At 64.2% G+C, this 25044-nt stretch carries 21 protein-coding genes; 10 read left to right on the top strand and 11 right to left on the bottom strand.

The window, feature by feature from the left end; genetic code table 11:
- Nucleotides 1–265: 265 nt before the first annotated feature.
- The 9 genes from ABIC76_RS13635 to ABIC76_RS13595 all read left to right on the top strand — a co-directional run bounded on the left by ABIC76_RS13635 (nucleotide 266) and on the right by ABIC76_RS13595 (nucleotide 10526).
- Nucleotides 266–1405 (top strand): Re/Si-specific NAD(P)(+) transhydrogenase subunit alpha, encoded by a 1140-nt coding sequence (locus ABIC76_RS13635; protein WP_354534294.1) that lies wholly within the window; start codon nucleotides 266–268, stop codon nucleotides 1403–1405.
- 82 nt (nucleotides 1406–1487) lie between these two features.
- A complete protein-coding gene (gene panD, locus ABIC76_RS13630) occupies nucleotides 1488–1850 on the top strand; it encodes an aspartate 1-decarboxylase (RefSeq protein ID WP_316653897.1) in 363 nt (120 codons plus the stop codon).
- Between the two features lie 68 nt (nucleotides 1851–1918).
- On the top strand, nucleotides 1919–2248 hold the full coding sequence (locus ABIC76_RS13625) for an NAD(P) transhydrogenase subunit alpha part 2 (protein ID WP_027680561.1): 330 nt from the start codon (nucleotides 1919–1921) through the stop codon (nucleotides 2246–2248).
- Complete coding sequence (locus ABIC76_RS13620) at nucleotides 2245–3705, top strand: NAD(P)(+) transhydrogenase (Re/Si-specific) subunit beta (RefSeq protein WP_147215962.1); 1461 nt, start codon at nucleotides 2245–2247, stop codon at nucleotides 3703–3705. Before ABIC76_RS13625 ends, ABIC76_RS13620 begins: the two co-directional genes overlap by 4 nt.
- Before the next feature lie 162 nt (nucleotides 3706–3867).
- Nucleotides 3868–4905 (top strand): response regulator, encoded by a 1038-nt coding sequence (locus ABIC76_RS13615; protein WP_092972452.1) that lies wholly within the window; start codon nucleotides 3868–3870, stop codon nucleotides 4903–4905.
- 656 nt (nucleotides 4906–5561) lie between these two features.
- On the top strand, nucleotides 5562–6974 hold the full coding sequence (gene phcB / locus ABIC76_RS13610) for a class I SAM-dependent methyltransferase PhcB (RefSeq protein WP_354534293.1): 1413 nt from the start codon (nucleotides 5562–5564) through the stop codon (nucleotides 6972–6974).
- Nucleotides 6975–6993: 19 nt separating this feature from the next.
- A complete protein-coding gene (locus tag ABIC76_RS13605; protein ID WP_102066804.1) occupies nucleotides 6994–8322 on the top strand; it encodes a sensor histidine kinase in 1329 nt (442 codons plus the stop codon).
- 7 nt (nucleotides 8323–8329) lie between these two features.
- Nucleotides 8330–9436, top strand: coding sequence for a two-component system hybrid sensor histidine kinase/response regulator PhcR (gene phcR, locus ABIC76_RS13600; RefSeq protein WP_102066805.1), 1107 nt, complete (start codon nucleotides 8330–8332; stop codon nucleotides 9434–9436).
- A gap of 82 nt (nucleotides 9437–9518) precedes the next feature.
- On the top strand, nucleotides 9519–10526 hold the full coding sequence (locus ABIC76_RS13595) for a response regulator (protein WP_354534292.1): 1008 nt from the start codon (nucleotides 9519–9521) through the stop codon (nucleotides 10524–10526).
- 33 nt (nucleotides 10527–10559) lie between these two features.
- Here the strand turns inward: ABIC76_RS13595 and ABIC76_RS13590 are convergent, their stop codons facing one another.
- The 8 genes from ABIC76_RS13590 to ABIC76_RS13555 form a co-directional block, all read right to left on the bottom strand.
- On the bottom strand, nucleotides 10560–11969 hold the full coding sequence (locus ABIC76_RS13590) for a THUMP domain-containing class I SAM-dependent RNA methyltransferase (protein WP_343549334.1): 1410 nt from the start codon (nucleotides 11967–11969) through the stop codon (nucleotides 10560–10562).
- 17 nt (nucleotides 11970–11986) lie between these two features.
- Nucleotides 11987–12409 carry a CopD family protein gene (locus ABIC76_RS13585; RefSeq protein WP_316870193.1) on the bottom strand — a complete coding sequence of 141 codons (423 nt, stop codon included), beginning with the start codon at nucleotides 12407–12409 and terminating at the stop codon, nucleotides 11987–11989.
- Nucleotides 12410–12494: 85 nt separating this feature from the next.
- A complete protein-coding gene (locus ABIC76_RS13580) occupies nucleotides 12495–13775 on the bottom strand; it encodes a glutamate-5-semialdehyde dehydrogenase (protein WP_354534291.1) in 1281 nt (426 codons plus the stop codon).
- Nucleotides 13776–13849: 74 nt separating this feature from the next.
- Nucleotides 13850–14926 (bottom strand): DNA polymerase III subunit delta, encoded by a 1077-nt coding sequence (gene holA, locus ABIC76_RS13575; RefSeq protein ID WP_343549333.1) that lies wholly within the window; start codon nucleotides 14924–14926, stop codon nucleotides 13850–13852.
- A 24-nt stretch (nucleotides 14927–14950) separates the two neighbouring features.
- Nucleotides 14951–15475 (bottom strand): LPS-assembly lipoprotein LptE, encoded by a 525-nt coding sequence (locus ABIC76_RS13570; protein ID WP_037027129.1) that lies wholly within the window; start codon nucleotides 15473–15475, stop codon nucleotides 14951–14953.
- A 30-nt stretch (nucleotides 15476–15505) separates the two neighbouring features.
- Nucleotides 15506–18139 (bottom strand): leucine--tRNA ligase, encoded by a 2634-nt coding sequence (leuS, locus tag ABIC76_RS13565; RefSeq protein ID WP_354534290.1) that lies wholly within the window; start codon nucleotides 18137–18139, stop codon nucleotides 15506–15508.
- A 175-nt stretch (nucleotides 18140–18314) separates the two neighbouring features.
- Nucleotides 18315–19106 (bottom strand): 4-hydroxy-tetrahydrodipicolinate reductase, encoded by a 792-nt coding sequence (gene dapB / locus ABIC76_RS13560; protein ID WP_102066810.1) that lies wholly within the window; start codon nucleotides 19104–19106, stop codon nucleotides 18315–18317.
- A 122-nt stretch (nucleotides 19107–19228) separates the two neighbouring features.
- Nucleotides 19229–19885, bottom strand: a complete 657-nt coding sequence (locus ABIC76_RS13555) for an outer membrane protein assembly factor BamE (protein WP_027680548.1) — start codon at nucleotides 19883–19885, stop codon at nucleotides 19229–19231.
- A gap of 152 nt (nucleotides 19886–20037) precedes the next feature.
- Here ABIC76_RS13555 and fur point away from each other — a divergent pair, with 152 nt between their 5' ends.
- The gene (fur, locus tag ABIC76_RS13550) at nucleotides 20038–20469 is read left to right on the top strand and encodes a ferric iron uptake transcriptional regulator (RefSeq protein ID WP_004632868.1); all 432 of its coding nucleotides are present in this window, start codon (nucleotides 20038–20040) and stop codon (nucleotides 20467–20469) included.
- A gap of 72 nt (nucleotides 20470–20541) precedes the next feature.
- Here the strand turns inward: fur and ABIC76_RS13545 are convergent, their stop codons facing one another.
- The 3 genes from ABIC76_RS13545 to tkt all read right to left on the bottom strand — a co-directional run bounded on the left by ABIC76_RS13545 (nucleotide 20542) and on the right by tkt (nucleotide 25001).
- Nucleotides 20542–21585 (bottom strand): LysR family transcriptional regulator, encoded by a 1044-nt coding sequence (locus ABIC76_RS13545; RefSeq protein WP_024972152.1) that lies wholly within the window; start codon nucleotides 21583–21585, stop codon nucleotides 20542–20544.
- Between the two features lie 315 nt (nucleotides 21586–21900).
- Entirely contained in the window at nucleotides 21901–22899 is a 999-nt protein-coding gene (gene gap / locus ABIC76_RS13540; RefSeq protein ID WP_009241512.1) for a type I glyceraldehyde-3-phosphate dehydrogenase, read from the bottom strand.
- Between the two features lie 86 nt (nucleotides 22900–22985).
- Nucleotides 22986–25001, bottom strand: a complete 2016-nt coding sequence (gene tkt, locus ABIC76_RS13535) for a transketolase (protein ID WP_343549330.1) — start codon at nucleotides 24999–25001, stop codon at nucleotides 22986–22988.
- Nucleotides 25002–25044 lie beyond the last annotated feature (43 nt).

Below are 25044 nucleotides of genomic sequence, written 5' to 3'. Positions count from 1 at the left end.
GGCGTTATTGTAGCTGGAGGCTGCCCTCCCCGCTTGCATGGGGCGCTGAAACCACGGCATGTCGCGCCAGCGCAGAGTTGTGAGCAATTGAGCACACGTTTGCGCAGAATGGGCCCGCATTCCCTGTCGGTTCGGATATTCGACATGGCATTCGACGAGCGTCCGTGCGCCAAAAAGTTCGGGTAAGCTGCACGTCGATCCTGATCCAGCGCGCCTTCGTTCACTTCGCGCGCATCCTAACCATAATCAGCGAGGAGAGAACACGATGCACATCGGCATCCCGCAGGAGACGCGGGCGGACGAGACGCGCGTTGCCGCGACCCCGGAAACGGTGAAAAAGTACGTGGCGCTTGGCCATCAGGTGACGGTGCAATCGGGTGCCGGTGTCGCCGCTGCCCAGCCCGACGACGCCTACGTGGCAGCCGGCGCCAAGATCGGCACCGCCGCCGAGGCGCTGGGCGCGCAGATTGTGTTGAAGGTGCGCTCGCCGGAAGCGGCCGAGCTGGCGCAGATGCAGCCGGGCGCCGTGCTGGTCGGCATGCTGAACCCGTTCGACGACGAGAACACGGCCCGCCTCGCCGCCGCCAACGTCACCGCGTTCGCACTGGAAGCCGCGCCGCGCACCACACGCGCGCAAAGCATGGACGTGCTGTCCTCCCAGGCCAACATCGCCGGGTATAAGGCCGTGATGGTCGCTGCCAACCATTACCAACGCTTCATGCCGATGCTGATGACCGCAGCCGGCACCGTGAAAGCCGCGCGCGTGCTGATCCTCGGCGCTGGGGTGGCCGGCCTGCAGGCCATCGCCACGGCCAAGCGTCTGGGTGCCGTCATTGAGGCATCCGATGTGCGGCCGGCGGTGAAAGAGCAGATCGAATCGCTGGGTGCCAAGTTCCTGGACGTGCCGTTCCTGACGGACGAAGAGCGCGAAATCGCCCAGGGCGTGGGCGGCTATGCCCGCCCGATGCCGCCCGACTGGATGCGCCGCCAGGCGGAACTGGTGCACACGCGCGCAACCCAGGCCGACATCGTCATCACGACGGCGCTGATCCCGGGCCGCCGCGCGCCGACGCTGTTGTCCGAAGCCACCGTGCAAGCCATGAAGCCCGGCTCGGTCGTCGTTGATCTGGCGGCAGCGCAAGGCGGTAACTGCCCACTGACCGAAGCCGACCGCGTGGTCGTCAAACACGGCGTCACGCTGGTGGGCTACACCAACCTCGCGTCGATGGTGGCGGCCGACGCCTCTGCCCTCTACGCCCGTAACGTGCTCGATTTCCTCAAGCTGATCATCGACAAGGATGGCGTCCTGAACATCAACCGCGAAGACGACATCGTGGCCGCCTGCCTGCTCAGCCAGGCCGGCCAGGTGGAGCGCGCTCCCGCAGCCACGAGCGCCGCCAAATAAGAACGGAGACGGCGGCCTGCCGGGCGTCACAACCCGGCGCGGTCGCCAGTGGCGATTTCATTTCTGTTTCAAGGAAAGCTTCATGCAACGCAACATGCTTCGCGCCAAGCTGCACCGCGCGACGGTCACCCAGGCCGATCTGGACTACGAAGGTTCGTGCGGCATCGACGAGGACCTCCTCGACGCCGCCGACATGCGCGAATACGAAAAGATCGAGCTGTACAACGTCAACAACGGCGAGCGTTTCTCCACCTACATCATCAAGGGCAAGCGCGGCTCGGGCGAAATCTCGCTCAACGGTGCCGCAGCGCGCCGTGCGCACGTGGGTGATCTGCTGATCATCTGCACCTATGCACCGATGAACGAAGAAGAAGTCGCTAGCTACAAGCCCAAGGTCGTGCTGCTGGGCGAGGGCAACAAGATCAAGGCCATCAAGGCAACCTGACGCGCCGGGCGGCCGGGCCTGAACGGCCTGGCCGCTTCGCACATCGACCAAGAAGCGAGGAGGAGCAAATGGAGCTGGTCAATCACACGGTGATCAATCTGATCATCTTCGTGCTGGCGATCTACGTCGGCTACCACGTGGTCTGGACGGTCACGCCGGCGCTGCATACGCCGCTGATGGCCGTGACGAACGCCATCTCGGCCATCATCATCGTCGGCGCCATGCTGGCGGCGGGCCTCACGGAAACGGGCCTGGGCCGCACGATGGGCGTGGTGGCGGTGGCACTGGCGGCGGTGAATGTGTTTGGCGGCTTCCTGGTCACCCAGCGCATGCTTGAGATGTTCAAGAAGAAAGAGCCGAAGGCCAAGGGCGGTCAGAGCGAGGGAGCCAAGCAATGAGCATGAACCTCGTCACCCTGCTGTATCTGCTGGCTTCGGTCTGCTTCATCCAGGCGCTCAAGGGGCTTTCGCACCCGACCACGGCGCGGCGCGGCAACGCGTTCGGCATGACGGGCATGGCGATCGCCGCCGTCACGACCGTCGCGCTCATCTACAAGCTCAAGGCCGAGATGTTTGCGGGCACCGAGAGCGGCGCCTCCACGGGTTTCATCCTGATCTTCGCGGGCCTGGTGGTCGGGGGCGGCATCGGCGCTTACGTGGCGCGCACGGTCGAGATGACCAAGATGCCGGAGCTGGTGGCTGCCATGCACTCGCTGATCGGTCTGGCCGCGGTGTGTATTGCGGTCGCCGCGGTGGCAGAACCGTCGGCCTTCGGCATCACCGTGGCGGGCGACAACGTGCTGCCGCTGGGCAACCGGGTGGAGCTGTTCATCGGCACCTTCGTCGGCGCCATCACGTTCTCGGGCTCGGTGATCGCCTTCGGCAAGCTGTCGGGCAAATACAAGTTCCGCCTGTTCCAGGGCGCGCCGGTGCAGTTTGCCGGTCAACACATGCTGAACCTGCTGCTGGCGGTCGCCATGCTCGGCTTCGGCATCCTGTTCTTCCTGAGCCAGAGCTGGCTGCCGTTCATCATCATGACGGCCATCGCCTTTGTGCTGGGCGTGCTGATCATCATCCCGATCGGCGGCGCCGATATGCCGGTCGTGGTGTCGATGCTGAACTCGTACTCGGGCTGGGCAGCGGCCGGCATCGGCTTTTCGCTCAACAACCCGATGCTGATCATCGCCGGTTCGCTGGTGGGTTCATCCGGTGCAATTCTGTCTTACATCATGTGCAAGGCGATGAACCGGTCGTTCTTCAACGTGATCCTGGGCGGCTTTGGTTCCGAAGCGTCCGCCGGAGCGGCAGCGGGTGGCGGCGGGCAGCAGCGCCCGGTCAAATCGGGTTCGCCCGATGATGCGGCCTTCCTCATGGGCAACGCCGAAACCGTCATCATCGTCCCGGGCTACGGCCTCGCGGTGGCGCGCGCGCAGCACGCCCTGAAGGAGCTGACCGAAAAGCTGTCGGACAAGGGCGTGACCGTCAAATACGCGATCCACCCCGTCGCAGGCCGCATGCCGGGCCACATGAACGTGCTGCTGGCCGAAGCCGAAGTGCCTTACGACCAGGTCTTCGAGATGGAAGACATCAACGGCGAGTTCGGCCAGGCCGACGTGGTGCTGGTGCTGGGCGCCAACGACGTGGTCAACCCGGCGGCCAAGAACGATCCGAAGTCGCCCATTGCCGGCATGCCGATCCTGGAGGCCTACAAGGCCAAGACGATCATCGTGAACAAGCGCTCGATGAACGCCGGGTACGCCGGGCTCGACAACGAGCTGTTCTACATGGACAAGACGATGATGGTGTTTGGCGACGCCAAGAAGGTTGTCGAAGACATGGTGAAATCCGTCGAGTAAAGCGGCGCACTGGCGGCCCCACTGACGGCCGTCAACGGTCCGTCAGGTCAGACGGGTTCCGCTTGCTCCCGGCGGCGGCAGACAGTAACGTAGTGGAAACGGGCAGCGCCGGCCACACCGGCCGTGCGCTGCACCCAGCCCTCTTCCGACTCTTCCCGACGTATGCAACAGGACAGCGCCCTGCCGGTCTATTTCCACCCGACCCTGACGGTGGTGGTCGACGACAGCCAATCGTTCGTGGAAAGCCTTGGGTTCCAGATGGACCCATCGCGTGCGCTGTTGGCCTTCAATGACCCGGAAGAGGCGCTGGCGTGGCTGCGCCAGTGGCATTCGCTGCGCATGCCGGGTTTTCTGCCGGTGCGCGTCACCCACGACGATCTGACGTTCTCGACCGAACGCCGCACGATCCAGCTCGACGTCGACCGCGTCTACCGCCAGATCCACGAGGTCAACCGCTTCCTGCAGCCGTCCGTCATCGTGGTGGATTACTCCATGCCGCGCATGAACGGGCTGGAATTCTGCGCCAAGCTCAAAGACCTGCCGTGCATGACGATCCTGCTCACCGGCATGGCCGACGAGAACATCGCCGTGCAGGGTTTCAACGACGGCCTGATCGACCGTTACATCAAGAAAGACAATCCGGCGATGGCCGAGCGGCTCAGCGCGGAAATCGAAGCACTGCAGGTGCGCTACTTCAGCAACCTGTCGAGCACACTGCGCGATCTGCTGTCGCGCCACTCGTTCAGCTTTCTCTCAGACCCGGCGATCACACGGCTCGTGCGCGAGCTGTCGACGCGGTACCGCTTCATCGAGTACTACCTGTATCCGCACCCCGCCGGCGTGCTGCTGCTCACAGCCGACGGTCGGGCAACGCTGATGGTCATCGAGACCAACGCAAGCATGTTGACGCACCTGGAAAACGCCGAGGCCTACAACGCGCCCGACGCGCTGCTCAAGGGGCTGCACGACAAGCAGATCGTCCCGTTCTTCTGGCCCGGCGACGGCATGTACACCCCGGCCTGTGTGGAGTGGGAACAATATTGCCTGCCCGCAGAGGTGTGTCAGGGGCGCGAGCCGTACTACTACGCACTGTTCGACATGCCCAGCCACCTGCTGCCGGCACAGGTCTACAGCTACACCCAGTTCCTCACCAACTACAAGCAGGATCCGGACGCGCTCACCGGCCGTAAATCACGCTGAGATGGTGGTTCAGCTTTGCTCTGCACTGCGGGTTTCCGCATTGTGTGGGTCACATTCGGCAAGTACAATCGATTGGGTCATTCGGCAGCCATGACGTCAGAGCATGGCCCGGTTGAATCGCCCTGATGCATGCGTGGCATAGCTGCGGCATCATGGCGAACACGGGCGCCGGCACGCAACATACGATACGGCGCCCCGAGTTCATTACTGTGCGGGATTCTCCTTGAGAGACGATTTGGGATGCAGCAGCGGGCCGCGCGTTCAAGCAGCGCGCGTTGCGGATGTCAGGGGAGTGCATCGTTCCAGTCTGGTCATGGTTCACGGTTGCACGATTCCCGTTGCCACGCTGTTGATCGGCAGGCAGTAAAGGTGCCGTCGTTGTAGGACTGAAGGCACCGGCTGCAGTCGATCGTCTTCCCCGATCTTCTCGGAGCGGGTTTGGGCGAGAGACGCCCGGGCTGGCGCGTATTGCGCATGGCCAGCGGACGGCTTCAAGCACGCTTTCACGACTGATGCGGCGGCATGCCCGGCAGTGTCGGCGGGGCGCGCCGTGTTCGCGGTGCCCGGATTCGCGGTGCGACGCCGGGTGCGCGGTTGTTGGAGTGAGCGTCCCGCTTGGCAGACGTTTTCCCTGAAGTCTCCGGCAAATTCGCACCGTGTACTCACCCAACCAAATCGATCCCGCGGTCAGCTTCCGCAACTCACAGGGTCAGCAGGTCCGCGGCACCATCATCACGCTGCAGCGGCGTGCCCTGGTGATGGAGATCTACAACCCCTACTCGATCGTGCAGGTGAGCGAGGTGCTGTCCGAACTCGCGATCAAGATGGGGACCCGGCAGGCCTATCTCGGCAAGGCGGTGGTGATCAGCCTGGTGAACACGGGTCTGACCGCCGTCGTCTCGCTCACGCTGATCGACGAATGGCGCGAGCTGTCGGAAGTGGCCGACACGCCCGCCTCGGTGGGCGAAGAAGCGCGAACGTTCGTGCAGGAATGGCAGGAGCGTTTCCGCATCCATCGCGACTATCAGATCGTCGTCAACGAGATGCGCGCGTTCCTCGCCGAAGTGTCGCGCTGGGTGGAACAGGTGGATCTGTCGAAGACATTGCCGCGCGAGGACAACAAGCTGCGCATGGATGTCTTCCAGGAGCTGGCCGAGCCGATCATGCTCAAGCTCAAGGGCTACATGGACGGGCTGGAATCGGAAGCCGGCAAGGTCGAGGCGGAGCTTGCACCCGCACACCGCACGTTCGCGCAGGCGGCGCTGCATCCGCTGCTGCTGCGCGCGCCGTTCATCTATCGCACGTACACCAAGCCGCTCGGCTACGCAGGCGATTATGAGATGGTCAACCAGATCCTCTCCGACCCGCGCGAGGGGCCGAACACCTATTTCCAGATCGTCAACGCCGCTTTCCTTCGTACCGACGTGGCCGAGGCGCACCGCAACCGCATCGACATTCTTGTGCAGTATCTGAGCGACCTGGCTGCACAGGCGAAGGCGGCAGGCCGAACGTTCAAGGTGCTGAACGTGGGCTGCGGGCCAGCCGTGGAAATCCAGCGCTTCATTCAGCAGCATCCGGAGCCGTCGCTGCTGTCGTTCGAGCTGGTGGACTTCAGCGAGGAGACGCTCGATTACACCCGCGAGCAGATGCGCCGTGCGATGGACCGCGCGCGCAAGACCGTCACTGTCGATTTCGTGCACGAATCGGTGCACCAGCTGCTCAAGCGCCGCATCACGGCCGACAGCCTGCAAGCCGGCGATTGCGATGCGGTGTATTGCGCCGGCCTGTTCGACTATCTGTCCAACAAGGTCTGCCAGCGCCTGCTCTCGTACTTTGCTGCGCGCACGCGCCGGGGCGGCGCCATTCTTGCGACCAACGTGCACGGCAACAACCCGATGCGCTTTGTGATGGAGCACGTGCTGGAGTGGTATCTCGTCTATCGCGATGAACCGCTGATGGCCGAACTGCTGCCCGAAGGCTCGCACGACGTGCGTGTCTATACCGACGTGACCGGCGTCAACGTATTCGCCCAGGCCAGCGTGGCCGGGCCTGCCACATCCGCCGCCTAATCCGCTGCCCAGGAACACCATGGAGCCCATTACACATCGCGGATACCAAGCCGAGCTGAAGCAGTTCCGGCTCGTCTTCAGCCGCATGGCCGCCATTACCGGCATCGTCCTGGTGCTGGCGGGCGTCGGGCTGGACTACGGCATGTACGTGGACAGGCTCTGGCTGTTCGCTTCGCTGCGGGTCATCACGTCGCTCATCATGCTGGGCGCGCTGCTGGTGCTGTACACGCGCTGGGGCGAGGAGCACGTCCAAAGCCTGACGTTCTTCTGGCTGATCTGCCCGCAGATCATGATCTCGTGGATGATCTACGACACCGAGGGCGCCAGTTCGCCGTATTACTCGGGGCTGAACCTGGCGATCTATGCGGTGGGCATGGTGATGCCGATCGGCTTTCTGCAGGCCGTGCTGTTCGGCACCTGCACGTACATCTTCTGGGTGATCGCGTGCACGCTGCACCCCGGCGGCATCCAGTCGCGCGAAATCTTCATCGTGCATTCGATGTTCATCCTGTTCTCGATTGCGACGAGCACGCTTTACACGTACTTCAATGAGCGCGGGCGCTTCCAGCTCTTCCGGCTCAAGGAAGAAGTGGCGCAGAAGAACGAGCAGCTCGCGCAGACCAATCAGAACCTCACCGACATCAAGGGTCAGCTTCTGCAACAGGAAAAGATGGCCGCCATCGGCACGCTGTCGGCCGGCCTGCTGCATGAGATCAACAACCCGGTTAACTTTTGCCTGATGGCGATTGCAGTGGCGCAGGAAGACCCGACCGCCAAGAGCAGCCCGATGCTGCTCGAATGCCTGACCGATGCCAAGGAAGGCATGCAGCGCGTGCAGCACATCGTGTCGGACCTGAAGACCTTCGCCTACCGCAGCCCCGAGAAAGGCGAAGCCGATGCGCCATTCCTGGTCGAGAAGGCCATCGACTCGGCCGTCCGCCTGACCAGCCACGAGTTGCGCGGCGTGGCGCTCGAACGCAAGCTGCCGGCCGACACGCTCGTGCGCGGCGACGAGGCGGCCATCATTGGCGTACTGATCAACCTGCTGTCGAACGCTGCGCTTGCCATGCAAAAGGTGCAGCGCGAGAACCCGCGCATCGAAATTGCCGGCGAGTGGATCGACAACCGCCTGCATGTGGTGGTGACCGACAACGGCCCCGGCATCTCCGAGAAGAACCTGTCGCGCGTGTTCGAGCCGTTCTTCACCACGCGCGACGTCGGCAAGGGCCTGGGGCTCGGCCTGTCGATCAGCTACAGCGTGATCCAGCGCCACGGCGGCACCCTGGCCGTGACGAGCCAGGAAGGCGAATGGGCGCGCTTCACGTTCGATCTGCCGCGTTCGGAGTAGACGCATCATGGACACCACGCCGGACACCGTCACCATCCTCTACGTCGACGACGAAGTGCAGGCCTGCAAGTGGTTTGCACGCACGATCGGTGTCGGCTACGAGGTGCTCACGGCCAACAGCGTCGAAGAGGCCAAGGCCGTGCTGCGCGATTCGCACGAGCGCATCAGCGTGGTGCTGACCGACTTCCGCATGCCCGGCGGCGACGGCACCGAACTGCTGCGCTTCATCGATGCGGAATACGGCGACATTGCCACCATCCTCGTCACGGCATATGCCGACAAGGACCTGCTGATCCAGGCCGTCAACACCGGGCGCGTGTTCAAGATCCTTGAAAAGCCCTATCAACCCGAAGACGTTCGGCGCTCGCTGCAGGAGGCGCTGGCCCTGCGCCAGGATCGCCTCTTGCGTACGCAGCGCCTCATGGCAATCGACGAAACGCTGGCCTTTCTTGCGCATGAACTGAACACGCCGCTGGCCGCCATCTCGAATTTTGCGCGCGGCATCCGCATGCGCGTGGACCAGACCGAGCCCACGCCAGGCGCGCTGCCCGAGATTGGCCGCGCGGCCGATCGCGTGCAGGACAACGCGCGCTATTGCCTTTCGGTGATCGCCACGTTCCTGAACTCCGTGCGCAACACCTACGGCAAGCCCGGCACGGCCGTCACGCCCAACAGCGCGGGCGGCCTGATCCGCTCGTTGTTCGACACGTATCCGTTCACGAACGCGCAGCGCGAATGGGTGTCGTACCGCGTGGAAGACGACTTCCCGATCCAGACCCTGCCCAACTGCGTGATGCTGGTCCTCTCGTCGCTGACGAGCAACGCCTTGCAGGCGCTGCGGCAAACAAATGCGCCGAAGCTCGAAATCGTCGCCGGCCGTGCGCCGGATGCCGGCAGCGCGCAGCACATGATCCGCATCGAAGACAACGGCCCCGGCATCGCGCCGGACGTTCTCGCGCGGCTGACCATCGACCCCGTAACGACGCGCGCTGAAGAAGGCGGCAACGGCATGGGCATGATTTTTTGTACGCGGATCATGCAATCGTTCGGAGGAGCGATTGCGATTGATTCTGCACCCAGCGCAGGCACGCGCGTGACTCTGACGTTCCCATGACAAGACCACAAGACTTACGAACCAAGCCGCACGTGTTCCGCGCGTTTGCCGTATTGGCTGCATTTGCTATGAGGAGTGACGGATGACCAATCCCGGGGGCAACGAGCCCAAGATCCTGTACGTGGACGACGAGACATTGGCGCTGACTTACTTCGGCCGTGCCATCGGTTCACTGGCGCCGGTCGTCACCGCCACCTCGGTCGAAGAAGGCAAGCGCATGCTCGACCAGCACGCCGCCACGCTGGGCGTGCTCGTGTCGGACCAGCGCATGCCCGGTGAACTCGGCAACGAACTGCTGCGCTATGCACGCGAGCGGTATCCGCACCTCGTGCGCATCCTGACGACCGCCTATTCCGAAATCGAAGACACGGTGGAGGCCGTCAACCAGGGGCAGATTCACCGCTACATCAAGAAGCCGTGGGACATCACGGCGCTGCGCGTGGAGCTGAAGCAGGCGCTGGAGTTCTCTGACCTGCGCCGCGAGCGCGACGCGCTGCTGCGCGAGAAGATGACCGTACGCCAGAGCCAGACGCTCACCCACCGCATCGGGGCGCTGCAGACGCTGTACCTGGCGGTATCGGGGCTGTCGTCGTTCAGCGCCGTCAACGATTACCTCCGTGCGGCCGCGGCCGTGGGGCTGCAATCGCTGGCGCAGCCGGACTGGGCGATGAAGGACTACACCGAGCTGGTGGGCGAAGAAAGCCTGCGCACCGGCGAGTTCAGCCACGCAGTGCGGCAGGCCTATCTCGACTTGTCGTCGCGCTTTGACAGCAAGCCGGCAGCCCAGGCGTTGGAGGTGCTCGCCGAGGTGCTGCACGGCAAGGTCTCGCCGTCGGGCAGCGATGCTGCCGCGGTGGTGGATCTCACCACCCTGACGGAATTCCTGGAAGCCGCGTCCACGCACAAGGTGTCGGACGCGCATGCCAAGTGGCTGGCGTTCCTGCTGTGGCTCGACGGAAAGGGCTGGTCACTCACGGCCGAGCGCGATGACGCAACCGTCAAGCTGCGCCTGCTCGACAACCAGACGCAGCTCACGCCGGATCAACTCGCGGCGTGGATGGAGCATTTCCAAGGTCAGCAGGCCGCCTGAACGGAGCCCGCCGTTGGCACACAACGCCGATGCTTATGCGTCGGCGTTGTCGTTTGAGGCATCGCCTTTTACAGGCCGCTCCGGGCGATCGCGCATGCCGCCCTTCACCATGTCGAAGCGGAACAGACGGCATTCGATGTTGCCGTTGTAGAGCGGTGTGCGCTGCGATTCCTTCAGCCGCATCCGACGCGGCATCGAGAGATCGCCCGTGAAGACGAACGCCTTCCAGCCAGCAAATTCACGCTTGAGCGTGCCCGCAAAGGCCTGTGCAAATTCGTTGGCGGCGGCCTCTTCCTCGGGGTCGATCGGGAGCGGCGGCTCCGGCTGACGCAGTTCGCGCATCGGACGGCGACCATCGTCGCGCGGGGCGCCCATGGCGCGGCTGGCGCGCTCGAACACGGTGCCATCCTCGTCGCCCTCGCCTTCCGGCCGGCGGCGGCGCGAACCGTGGGCACCGCGCACGGCGATACGCTCGCCGTACGGCGGATTCATCAGCAGCACGCCGGCCGCCTCGAACGGCGGCTTACCGAAGCGCGCATCGACCTGCTTGAGCACCGGCTCGCCGGGCAGACCGGCACGCTGCCAGTTGGCGGCAGCATAGGCGAGCATGTCGGTGGAAATGTCGGAGCCAGCCACCAGCGGCGGTGCCCGGCGCATGGATGCGGCCGCCGCATCGGCAGCGGCTTCGCGCAGGCGCTTGAAGCACTTGGCATCGTGGTCCTGCAACCACTCGCAAGCGAAGGCGCGCTGCCCGCCCGGCGCAATACCCAGCGCACGTTGCGCGGCTTCAACGAGGAACGTGCCGCTGCCGCACATCGGATCGTAGAACGGCATGCCGTGTGCGCCCGTCCAGCCCGTCAGGCGCAGGATGCCGGCGGCGAGGTTTTCCTTCAGCGGCGCCTCACCCTTTTCCTGCCGCCAGCCGCGCTTGAACAGCGGTTCGCCGGTGGTGTCGAGATAGATCGTGCAGTCGGTCTCGGTCAGGTATGCGTAGATGCGCACGTCGGGCGAGACCGTATCGACGCTGGGCCGCGCGCCCATGCGCTGGCGGAAGCGGTCACACACGCCGTCCTTCACGCGCAGGCCGACAAACTTCAGGCTCTGCAACGGCGATTTGTGCGCGGTCACGTCCACGCGGATCATCTCGTCGGGCGTGAAATAGTCTTCCCAGCGCTGCGCAGCGGCCAGCGCATAGATGTCGTCTTCCGAGCGATACCCGCGCGAAGCCAGGCGCATCAGCACGCGGCTGGCAATGCGGCTGTGCAGGTTGACCGCATACGCCGCACCCTGCGTGCCGAAGAAATGCACGCCGCCCGGCACGGTGCGGCCCACCTCGAACGCCGCCAGCTCATCGACCTCGGGGCGAATGGCGATTTCGGCCAGTTCATCGGCCAGCGCCTGTTCCAGCCCACGGGGGCATGGCGCGAAGTAAGCAGTTGCCATCGGAAAACCAGAAAAAATCAGAATGGCTTGACGACCACCAGGATCGTGATCGCCAACAACAACAGCACCGGCAGTTCATTGAACCAGCGGTAGAACGTGTGGGAGCGCTTGTTGGCACCCGCCTCGAACTTGCGCAGCAGCACGCCACAGCCATGGTGATACCCGATCGTTACGAGCACCAGCGCGAGCTTCGCATGCATCCAGCCATTGGGCGGATATAGCCCGATGCGATATCCCAGGAACAGCCACAGCCCCAGCAGGATCGCGACAATCGCCAGCATCGTCGTGAAGCGGAACAGCTTGCGCGCCATGATCAGCAGGCGCGTGATGGCCGCGCGCTCGGTTTCCATCGCAAGATTGACGAAGATGCGCGGCAGATAGAACAGCCCCGCAAACCACGACGCAATGAAGACGATGTGAAAGGCTTTGACCCAGAGCATGCGAAGCGTCCCGTGAATGGTGTGAAGCGCGAGCGGTAAAAACAGCGCGCCGCTCGTGGCGGCGCTCAATGTGCAGCAAGCGATGTCAGGTGCGGATCTCGCCGTGCCCGAACACGACGTACTTCAGCGAGGTCAGCCCTTCCAGCCCGACCGGCCCGCGCGCGTGCAGCTTGTCGTTGGAGATGCCGATCTCGGCGCCCAGGCCGTATTCGAATCCGTCGGCAAATCGCGTCGATGCGTTGATCATCACGCTGGCCGAATCGACCTCGCGCAGGAAGCGCATGCCAGTCGAATAGTTCTCGGTGATGATCGAATCGGTGTGCGCCGAGCCGTAGGTGTTGATGTGCTCGATGGCGTCGTCCAGGCCGTCGACGGTGCGGATCGACAGGATCGGCGCGAGATATTCGGTGTGCCAGTCGGCCTCAACGGCGTCTTTCAGGTTGCTGAAGCCGGCCGCTTCCAGCGTGGCGCGCGTGGCCGGGCACACACGCAGTTCCACGCCCTTGTCCTGGTAGATCTTTGCCAGCGGCGGCAGCGCGCGCGCAGCCACATCGCGCGACACGAGCAGCGTTTCCATCGTGTTGCACGGCGCATAGCGCTGGGTCTTGGCGTTATCGCACACGCGCACGGCCTTCTCGATGTCGGCATCGACGTCGATGTAGACGTGGCAGATGCCGTCCAGATGCTTGATCATCGGCACGCGGGCTTCTTCGATCAGTCGCGCGATCAGGCTCTTGCCGCCGCGAGGCACGATCACATCGACGTACTCCGTCATGGTGATGAGCTTGCCGACCGCTGCGCGGTCCGTGGTGGCCACCACCTGCACGGCGTTGGCCGGCAGGCCGGCATCGGCCAGCCCTTCCTCGATGAGCGCCGCCAGCGCGCCGTTCGATTCGATCGCTTCGGAGCCGCCGCGCAGAATGGTCGCGTTGCCCGACTTGATGCACAGCGCCGCGGCATCCACCGTCACGTTCGGCCGCGACTCATAGATGATGCCGATCACGCCAAGCGGCACACGCATCTGGCCGACCTGGATGCCGGTGGGGCGGAACTTCATGTTGCTGATCTCGCCGATCGGGTCGGGCAGCGCGGCGATCTGCTCCAGGCCGGCGGCCATGGTGTCGATGGCACGATCGGTCAGCGTGAGGCGGTCGATGAAGGCGGCGTCCTGGCCGTTGGCGCGAGCGCGTTCGACGTCGCGGGCATTGACCTCTTTGAGCTTGGCGGCATCGCGACGGACGGCGGCGGCAATGTGCAACAACGCGCGGTTCTTCTGCGCGGTGCCGGCCCGGGCCATGCCACGCGAGGCGGTGCGCGCCTGACGGCCGACCAGGGCCATGTATTCGTTCACGTCGAGCTGCTTCATGATGATCGCGACCGGCGAGCTGCCGGCAAATTCAGTGTGAGGACAATTCGGAGGCTTGCGGCCGACGGTGTGGATCAGGCCGGCACCGGAAGACTGCCCGGCCGCGCGACGCGCATCGCCAGTTGCAGCAGGCCGTCCCATGGCTCGGCGGGCAGCGACGGCTCGCGCAACCCCTTGACCTGCCGATCCAGCTTGGCGGCCATGGAGAGCGCACCCTCCAGCTCCCGCTGTGACAGCCGCTGCGCCGCCTGCGGCACCAGCCGCTCGCGCGGGCCCCACACCCGGAGTTCTCGCAGCATGGACGCCACCGGCTTGCCTTGGGCCGCGCCCGAGGCGATTTTTGATAATACGCGAATTTCTTCGGTCAACGTCCAGAGCACCAGGACCGTGGCTTCGCCCTCGCCGCGCAGGCCTTCCAGCATGCGCACCAGACGCGGCACATCGCCGGCCAACATGGCTTCGGACAGCTTGAACACGTCGTAGCGCGCCACGTTGAGCACCGCATCGTGCACATCGTCGAACGTCAGCACACCGGGCGGATGCAGCAAGCCGAGTTTCTGGATTTCCTGATGCGCGGCCAGCAGATTGCCTTCCACACGGTCGGCAATGAACTGCAGCGCGCGGCGGCCAGGCTCACCGGGCTCCACACGTTGCTGCTGGCGCGCGAGGCGCTCCCCAATCCAGCCGGGCAGCTTGGTGCGATCCACCGAATCCACCTTGATCGACACGCCCGCCCCTTCCAGCGCCGCAAACCACGCCGACTTGGCCGTCGCAAAATCCAGACGCGGCAGCGTGATCAGCGTGACGGTATCGGTGGCGGGGCCAGACGGTGTGCCCGCCGCCAATGCGCGCAATGCCTCGCCGCCATCCTTGCCGGGCTTGCCAGACGGAATGCGCAGCTCGACGATCTTGCGATCTCCGAACAGCGACATCGACTGCTGCGCCTCGGTCACGCGCGACCACGAGAAACCCCGCTCGACGCTCATCACCTCGCGTTCGGTAAAGCCCTGCGCACGAGCGGCCTGCCGCAGCGCATCGACCGCCTCAAGTGCGAGCAGATGCTCGTCGCCATGCACCACGTACAGCGGGGCGAGCCCCTTGGCAGTGGCCTGCTTCAGATGACCTTCGAGCGCATCGAGCCGCAATTGCATGGCAAACCCTGCCCTGATCCGCGCTTACGACGGCAGCTTCACGGCGCCCAGGCGCCGCACGAGCTGGTTGATCGTATCGCCCTGCATGTCGCGGTAGAGCGCCGCTTCTTCGTAGTCCTTCGCAAGCACCTGCGTCTCGTTGTACGAGAGATCGCGGAACTGCGTGATTTCCGACGGCGGGATCAGCAGGTTGTCGTGCGCATCGCGCAGCTGGAAGCGGAAGCGGTACGTGATGCGGTACTCGCGCACCACACCCTGCGGCGTGAGCGACGAGATGGTCTTCACGCGGTCTTCGGCCAGCACGTCGAGCAGCGCATCGGCGTCTTTCTTATCCGACACGATGACGGTGTCGGAGCCGTTGTCGATCAGCCGGCGCAACTGCGCGCGCATCTGCGAATTCTGCGGCAAGTTGATGTACAGCCGCTTGAACGCGAAGTCGGTATTGCCCCGCATGTGGAAACCGCAAGCGGACAGCGCCGGCAGCGCAATCGCAAGCGCAAGGACAGAGCGGCCAAAGCGACGGCGGGACAAACCTCGGGACAACGACATAACCATGCGTTCCTTGAGTGGGATGGCCGATCAGGCCACCACGTTCACCAGACGGCCCGGCACCACGATGATCTTCTTGGGCGGCTTGCCTTCAGCAAATTTCTGGACCGCTTCATCCTTGGCGGCAATCGCTTCGATGGCGGCGCGATCGGCATCGGCCGGCACGACGATGCTGCCGCGCACCTTACCGTTGACCTGCAGCACGAGTTCGATCTCGCTCTGCACCAGCGCGCCTTCGTCGACCTGCGGCCACGGGGCGTCGAGCAAGTCGCCATATACGCCGGTGTAGCCCAGTTCGGTCCACAGCACGTGCGTGATGTGCGGCACCACCGGGTACAGCACGCGCAGCAGCAACCCCAAGCCTTCGCGGCGCGCATCGGCACCGGCGTCCTTGGCGCCTTCCAGCGCGTTGAGCATCTTCATCGTCGCCGAGACGACGGTGTTGTACTGCAGGCGCTCGTAGTCGTAATTCGCTTGCTTGAGCACGGTGTACAGCTCGCGGCGCAGTGCGCGATCGGCATCCGTGGCACCGGCCACAACGCCATTGCCGTGACCGGCGCGAATGGCGTCGGCGTGCGCCACGCCAAAGTTCCACAGACGGCGCAGGAACCGTGAGGCGCCTTCCACGCCGGCGTCGTTCCACTCGAGCTGTTGCTCGGGCGGCGCGGCGAACATCGTGAACAGGCGCGCCGTGTCGGCACCGTACTGGTCGATCAGGGCTTGCGGGTCGATGCCGTTGTTCTTCGACTTCGACATCTTTTCCACGCCGCCGATCACCACCGGCTGGCCGTCGGCCTTGAGTGTGGCGCCCACCGGGCGGCCGCGTTCGTCGGTCTGTACGTCGACGTCGGCGGGGTTGATCCACTGCTTCTTGCCTGCGGCATCTTCCCGGTAGTACGTCTCGTTGAGCACCATGCCCTGCGTGAGCAGGTTGGTGAACGGCTCATCGAATTTGACGAGGCCCAGGTCACGCATGACCTTGGTCCAGAAGCGTGCGTACAACAGATGCAGGATCGCGTGCTCGATGCCGCCGATGTACTGGTCCATCGGCATCCAGTAATCGTTGCGGGCATCGACCATGGTCTCGCCGTCCGGGCACGTATAGCGCATGTAGTACCAGCACGAATCGATGAAGGTATCCATCGTGTCGGTCTCGCGGCGCGCGGGCTTGCCGCACGACGGGCACGTGCAATTCAGGAAGCGCGGATCCTTAGCGAGCGGGTTGCCCGTGCCATCCGGAACGAGGTCTTCGGGCAGGCGCACCGGCAGGTCCTGCTCGGGCACGGACACGACGCCACAGCTCTCGCAATGGATCAGCGGGATCGGCGTGCCCCAGTAGCGCTGGCGCGAGATGCCCCAGTCGCGCAGGCGCCAGGTGGTCTTCTTCTCGCCCAGGCCTTGTGCGGCCAGATCGGCAGCCACGGCGTCGACGGCCTGTTGATAGTTCAGGCCATCGTACTTGCCGCTGTGGAATAGCACGCCGTGTTCCTTGTCGCCGTACCAGTCGGCCCAGGTGGTCGTGTCGTACGGCTGGCCCTTCACGTCGATCACCTGCTTGATGGGCAGGTGGTACTTGTTGGCAAAGGCAAAGTCGCGCTCGTCGTGCGCGGGCACGCCCATCACGGCGCCGTCGCCGTAGGTCATCAGCACGTAGTTGCCCACCCACACCGGCACGGATTCGCCCGTAAGCGGGTGCGTGACCGTCAGGCCGGTCGGCATGCCCTTCTTTTCCATGGTGGCCATGTCGGCTTCCATGACGCTGCCGTGCTTGCACTCTTCGATGAACGCGGCGAGTGCCGGGTTGCTCTGCGCGGCATGCGCGGCAATGGGATGCTCCGCGGCCACGGCGCAGAACGTCACGCCCATGATCGTGTCGGCACGCGTGGTGAAGACGTACAGCTTGCCGTCGTTGATCAGCTTGCCGTCGTCACCGGCAATGTTGTGCGGGAATGCAAAGCGCACACCCTCGCTCTTGCCGATCCAGTTCTGCTGCATCAGCTTGACGCGCTCGGGCCAGCCCAGCGGGTCAAGGTCGGAGAGCAGTTCCTGCGCATACTTGGTGATGCCCAGGTAGTACATCGGGATCTCGCGCTTTTCCACCACCGCGCCCGAACGCCAGCCGCGCCCGTCGATCACCTGCTCGTTGGCGAGCACGGTCTGGTCGACCGGGTCCCAGTTCACGGTACCGGTCTTGCGGTAGGCGATGCCCTTTTCGAGCATCTTCAGGAACAGCCACTGGTTCCAGCGGTAGTAGTCGGGGCTGCAGGTCGCCACTTCGCGCGACCAGTCGATCGCCAGGCCCATCGACTGCATCTGCTTCTTCATGTAAGCGATGTTGTCGTAGGTCCATGCAGCCGGTGCCACGCCGTTGTTGAGCGCCGCGTTTTCCGCCGGCATGCCGAAGGCGTCCCAGCCCATCGGCATCAGCACGTTATATCCCTTCATGCGCAGCTGACGCGTCATCACGTCGTTGATCGTGTAGTTGCGCACGTGGCCCATGTGCAGCTTGCCCGACGGATACGGCAGCATCGAGCAGGCGTAGAACTTGGGCTTGTCCGAGCCGTCAGCAGCGCGCGCGTGTTCGGTCACGCGGTAGGCATCCAGGGCCTGCCAGTGTTGCTGCGCTTGCTGTTCGACGTCGGACGGGGAATATTTGTCTTGCATGGTGATGGGTCGCCCGGATGCCCCGGCGATTGCAGCCGCGCCGCCAACGCGCGCAGCCGGATTGAATAACGGAAAAGGCCCGATTATACCGTCGCCACCCGCCCCATCCGGGCGATCGCGAGCAGTGAAAAAAGGCGCCGGACAGGCCTGCCAGCGCCTTCTGCCGCCAGCCTGATTACAGGCCGAGCACGTCGTTCATGTCGTACAAACCCTTCTTGCCAGCCACATAGACCGCAGCGCGCACGGCGCCTTCGGCATACGACTGGCGGGTGTTGGAGCGATGCGTGATTTCGATGCGCTCGCCGTCGCCAGCAAACAGCACGGTGTGGTCGCCGACGATGTCGCCGCCGCGCACGGTGGCAAAGCCGATGGTGCCAAGCTCGCGCGGGCCGGTCTCGCCTTCGCGCGCATAGACCGCGCGATCGGCCAGCTTGGTGCCCTGCGCCTCGGCCACGATCTCGCCCATCTTGAGCGCGGTGCCCGACGGGGCGTCGATCTTGTGCTTGTGATGCGCCTCGATGATCTCGACGTCGTAGCCCTGCGCCAGGATCTTCGCGGCGACTTCGATCAGCTTGAAGGTCGCGTTGACGCCCACGCTCATGTTGGGCGCCCACACCACGCCGATCGACTCGCCGTAGGTCTTGAAGCTGGCTTTTTGCTCAGCCGTGAAGCCGGTCGTGCCGATGACCACCGCGGTGCCCAGCTCACGGGCCACGTTCAGGTGATTCAGCGTTGCGTCAGGACGCGTGAAGTCGATCAGCACGTCGGCTTGCGAGAGACCCGCGCGCACGTCCTCGGTCACAATCACGCCGGTCGTCTTGCCCAGCTTGATGCCGGCGTCCTGGCCCACGGCATCGCTGCCTGGGCGGTCCAGCGCTGCGCCCAGCGTCACGCCGGGCGTGCGCAGTACGGTGTCGATCAGCATCTGGCCCATACGGCCCGAGGCGCCTGCAATCGCGATTTTCATGTCGGTGGAAGCGAAAAGCTGCAAAAGAAAAACGGTCTGTAAAACGCACAAGCGGCGGAACCCGTCCGCCGCTCGCTCGAAGTCGTGATGCCGGCGCGCTGGCTATGCGCGCTTCACGGCGTTCACTGCGATTGGGTGGCCGGCGGCGGAACGCTGGTGTCAGTACCACCACCGCCAGTGCGGCGCTCCGGCAGCGTCACGTCAACGTTGTTTTTGGAGCCTGCGGTCGACTGCACGCGGTCCGTCACCTCAGCCGACGGAATCGACGGTGCACGCGCTGCCGGCGCGGCGCCCGCAGCTGCGGCGGCCTGCGCGGCATCCTTTTTCGGACGCTTGATGCCGTCGATCTCGGAGATCAGTTCCGACTCGGACGGCAGCTCATCGGCGCCGACCCACTTGGCAAGGCGGTCGCCGTCAAACCACACCGTCAGCCTGCGCTCCTGCACAACCGACGTGTTGCCACGCTTGAACGAGAAGATGTAGTCCCAGCGGTTGGCGTGGAACATGTCCGTCAGCAGCGGCGTGCCGAGTACGAAGCGGACCTGGTCGCGCGTCATGCCTTCCTTGAGCTGCGCTGCCTGTTCGCGCGAGACGAAGTTGCCCTGCACGATATCGATGCGATACGGCGTGATGGCATTGGCGATCTTGCGCGTGGTGCTGTCATAGGTGCCGCATCCGGCCAGCAACGCCGACGCGGCGAGCATGGCACCCACCAACAGGCCGCCGCGACGGGCGACGTGGGCAAAACGGACAGGACTGCGCGCAAAAGAAAAGGTCATGAGCGATCGGCCTTCAAACGGTTCCGGACATGCCGGTACGGGAGGAATCGGCGACGGCCCAGGCACATCGTGCAGGCCCGTCAATAGGACTTTTGCCGCCAAAACCCTTATGATTGGAATATCCGAACATTGTACTCTAGGGAGCCTGGCGCATGCCGAGTCCTGCAGACCTCAAGAACATCGGTCTGAAAGCCACGGTGCCGCGGTTGAAGATCCTCGAGATCTTTCAGACCAGCGAAGAGCGCCACATGAGCGCCGAAGACGTGTACCGCATCCTGCTCGCCGAGCACATGGACATTGGCCTGGCCACCGTCTATCGCGTGCTGACGCAGTTCGAACAGGCGGGCCTGCTGTCACGCAACAACTTCGAATCCGGCAAGGCCATCTACGAACTCAACGAAGGCAAACACCACGATCACCTGGTGTGCCTCGATTGCGGCCGCGTGGAAGAATTTTTCGATGCCGAGATCGAGCAGCGCCAGCAAAGCATTGCACGTGCGCGCGGCTTTGCGTTGCAGGAGCATGCGCTGTCGCTCTATGGCAATTGCACGAAGGAAGCCTGCCCGCATCGGCCGAAGCGCTGAAGCGTCGTCGCCAAAAGGAAACGGCCGCATCGTCTGCGGCCGTTTTTCATTGGAGCGGCGAGAGGGCGGATGTCAGGCGGACAGCCGCGTCTCGTCCTCCTTTTCTGCGTCGCCCTGGCCGCCCTTTTCGGCCTTGCCATGTTCATTGGCCTGCACGGGCGAATGCGCCGGCGCGCCCGACGCCTGCCCCGTGTACTCAGCCACGACCTGCTTGAAGAGCTGACGCGCCCACACCAGCATCGGGTGCGTATTGCGGCTGCGGTGCCACAGCATGTTCAGGCCCAGCACGGTTTCCAGCTCGGTCGGCAGCGGGAACGCGTTGAGGTCGTACATCTTGCAGACCATATCCTTCATCAGCGAATTGACCGTGAAGATCATGTCGGTCTGGGCGGCGACTTCGCCCTGGGTGCGCCAGCTATGCACCGTCATGGTCGAATTGCGCTTGAGGCCGCGCTGCTGCAAGGCGTAGTCCAGCGGAATGAGCGACGGCGCGACACGGCTGCCGGGGCTGCCCTGCGCGATGAAGATGTGCTCGCAGTCGAGGTATTGCTCGAGCGTGCAGCGATCACCGAGGATCGGGTGATCCTTGCGCGCGCAGACCCACATGTTGAAGGAGGTCACGACCTCTTCCATGATCTCGGGATGGCGCGTGGGGAACGGCGAGAACGCCAGATCCAGCTCGTTCGCGCGCATGGCGGCCACATCGGCTTCCCACGAAGACGATTCGGTCAGGCGCACCTGCAATGCCGGCGCCAGGCGCTTGATGCGCAGCAGGAAGCGATCGAACAGCGCATCGCCCAGCGTGCCGGCAAAGCTGACGTTGAACGTGCCGGTGGCTTCGGCCGGATCGAACGTGGCGATATCGCCCTCGTTGATGGCCGCCCACAGGTCGAGCATCTCGCGCACCTTCGGGCCCAGCTCAAGCGCCTTGGGCGTAGGCGTCAGGCCGTGCGGCACGCGAATGAAGAGGGGATCGTCAAAGATCTCGCGCAGACGGCCCAGCGAATGCGAAACAGCCGGTGCGGTCATGTGCATCTTTTCGGCCACGTAGGTGGCGTTGCGCTTGCTGAGCAGCTCAACAAAAATCACCAGCAGCTTGGTATCGACGTTGACCATGGGACGCCTTGGCTCGAACACGTTGGAAAACTGGAAAGGCAACCATTGCCAAGGCAATGGGCCGGATGCGACGTAAAAGCCCGCCACATCACAATGTAGTATTTGTTCAGTGTACGGACTGCAACCCAATTTTCAAAGCGAATTCCTGTAGCCCGAATCCGAAATTTGCTAATCCGCAAACGTTTTCGTTTCAGTCCATAACAAACGCCGATCTGCGCCCAACCCGCAGCGTTTTAGTGAGATCGGCTCGCCCTAGACCGACGTGCCCATGAAAAAAACGCGCCCGAAGGCGCGTTCTCTTGGCAGCAAGGTGGATTACTTGCCCACCACACGTGCCATTTCCAGGCACTTGTTCGAGTAGCCCCACTCGTTGTCGTACCAGCTCACGACCTTGATGAAGGTGCCATCCAGTGCGATGCCGGCTTCGGCGTCGAAGATCGAGGTGCGTGCATCGCCGCGGAAATCCGTAGCAACAACCTTGTCTTCGGTGTAGCCGAGCACGCCCTTCAGCGCGCCTTCGCTCTGCGCCTTCATTTCGGCGCAGATTTCAGCGTACGTGGCGGCGCTTTCCAGCTCGACAGTCAGGTCGACGACCGACACATCGGAGGTCGGCACGCGGAACGACATGCCGGTCAGCTTCTTGTTCAGCTGCGGAATCACCACGCCCACGGCCTTGGCGGCGCCGGTCGACGACGGGATGATGTTTTCCAGGATGCCGCGGCCGCCGCGCCAGTCCTTGTTGGACGGGCCGTCAACGGTCTTCTGCGTGGCGGTGGCAGCGTGCACGGTCGTCATCAGGCCGCGCTTGATGCCCCACTTGTCGTTCAGCACCTTGGCAACCGGTGCCAGGCAGTTGGTCGTGCACGAAGCGTTGGAGATGATCGCCTCGCCCTTGTACGTTTCGTGGTTCACGCCGTACACGAACATCGGGGTGTCGTCCTTCGACGGGGCCGACATGATCACCTTCTTGGCGCCCGCGTCGATGTGCTTTTGCGCGCCTTCCTTGGTCAGGAAGATGCCGGTCGATTCGATCACCACGTCGGCGCCGACTTCGCCCCACTTCAGCTCGGACGGGTCCTTCACGGCGGTCAGGCGGATCTTCTTGCCGTTGACGACGAGCGTGTTGCCGTCGACCGACACTTCACCGTCGAAGCGGCCGTGCACCGAGTCGTACTTCAGCATGTACGCCAGGTAGTCGGGCTCCAGCAGGTCGTTGATGGCAACAACTTCGATGTCCTTGAAGTTGGCGGCGGCGGCGCGGAACACCATGCGTCCGATGCGGCCGAAGCCGTTGATGCCGATCTTGATGGTCATGGTCAGTCTCCTGATAGCAGAAAAGAAATCGACGATGCGATAAAAACCAGCGCGGCACCTCGTGGGTGCCGCGTACGCAAATTCAGTTAAGCAATGACGCTCTTGGCGGTGTTCACCACGTTCTCGACGGTGAAGCCGAAGTGCTTGAACAGCACGCCCGCCGGGGCCGATTCACCGAAGGTGTCGATACCGACCACGGCTTGCACCTGGTACTTCCACCAGAAATCGGTCACGCCCGCTTCCACGGCGATGCGCGGCACGCCGGCCGGGAGCACGCTCGCCTTGTAGGCCGAGTCCTGCTTGTCGAACACGGTCGTGGCGGGCACCGAAACCACGCGCGCGTGGATGCCCTCGGCGGCGAGCTGGTCTGCTGCACCGACCGCCAGGCCAACTTCCGAGCCGGTGGCGATGATGACCACGTCCGGCTTGCCGTTGGCGGCATCGCGCAGCACATAGCCGCCGCGCGCAATGGCTTCGCGCGTGGCCGGATTGCGTGCCTGGAACGGCAGGTTCTGGCGGCTGAAGATCAGGCAGCTCGGGCCGTTCTGGCGCTCGATGGCCGCGGCCCAGGCGACGGCGGTTTCGGTGGTGTCGGCAGTACGCCAGACGTCCATGTTCGGGATCAGGCGCAGGCTGGCAACGTGCTCGATCGACTGGTGCGTCGGGCCGTCTTCGCCCAGGCCGATGGAATCGTGCGTGAAGACGAAGATCGAGCGGATCTTCATCAGCGCGGCCATGCGCAGCGCGTTGCGGCTGTAGTCGGAGAACGTCAGGAACGTGCCGCCGTACGGAATGTAGCCGCCGTGCAGCGCGATGCCGTTCATGATGGCGCTCATGCCGAACTCGCGCACGCCGTAGTTGATGTGGTTGCCCCAGGCATCCACACGCACGGCCTTGCTGCCGCTCCAGTTGGTCAGGTTCGAGCCGGTCAGGTCGGCCGAGCCGCCCAGCAGCTCGCCCAGCACCGGGCCGTAGGCTTCCAGCGTGTTCTGGCTGGCCTTGCGCGTGGCAATGGTCTCGGCCTTTTGCTCGCACTTCTCGATGAACTCGGCGACGGCCTTGTCGAAGGCTTCCGGCAGTTCGCCACGCATGCGGCGCTCGAACTGCGCGGCCTCGGCCGGGTAGCGCTCGGAATACGCGTCGAACAGCGCGTTCCAGGCCTTTTCCAGCGCCTGGCCCTGGCCCTTGGCATCCCACGCGTCGTACACGGCTTGCGGAATTTCAAACGGTGCGTGCGGCCAAGCCAGCGCTTCGCGCGCGGCAGCGATTTCCACGCCGCCCAGCGGTGCGCCGTGCACGTCGTGGCCACCTTCCTTGTTGGGCGCGCCCTTGCCGATGAGCGTACGGCAGCAGATCAGCGTCGGCTTGTCGGACTTCTTGGCTTCGGCAATCGCGGCCTCCACGGCGGCAACGTTATGGCCGTCGACGGCGCGGATCACGTTCCAGCCGTAGGCTTCGAAGCGCTTCGGGGTGTCGTCGTTGAACCAGTGGACGACGTCGCCGTCGATCGAGATGCCGTTGTCGTCCCACAGCGCGATCAGCTTGTTCAGGCCCAGCGTGCCGGCCAGCGAGCAGGCTTCGTGGCTGATGCCTTCCATCAGGCAGCCGTCGCCCAGGAAGACGTAGGTGTGATGATTGACGATGTCAAAGCCCGGGCGATTGAATTCCTGACCCAGCAGACGCTCAGCAAGGGCCATGCCGACGGCGTTGGTGATGCCCTGGCCCAGCGGGCCGGTGGTGGTTTCCACGCCCGGGGTGATGCCGTATTCCGGGTGGCCGGCGGTCTTGCTGTGCAGCTGGCGGAAGTTCTTCAGTTCCGACATCGGCAGGTCATAGCCGGTCAGGTGCAGCAGCGCGTAGATCAGCATCGAGCCGTGCCCGTTGGACAGCACGAAGCGGTCGCGGTCGGGCCAGCGCGGGTTGAGCGGGTTGTGACGCAGGTGGCGGCTCCACAGTGCCACGGCGATATCCGCCATGCCCATCGGCGCGCCGGGGTGGCCGGAGTTGGCTTGCTGGACGGCGTCCATGGCGAGCACGCGAATGGCGCTGGCCATCAACTGGGTAGGCTGGGTGGTATTCGAGTGGAGGGCGGGGGCGGTCATGCGAACCTGCGGCAGGAGATAGGCGGGAAAACCGCGATTTTAC

This window comes from Ralstonia sp. 1138 (assembly GCF_040544795.1).
Classification (GTDB): domain Bacteria; phylum Pseudomonadota; class Gammaproteobacteria; order Burkholderiales; family Burkholderiaceae; genus Ralstonia; species Ralstonia flatus.
The sequence above is the reverse complement of the archived record's forward strand: the minus strand, read 5'-3'. Positions and strand labels throughout refer to the sequence as shown.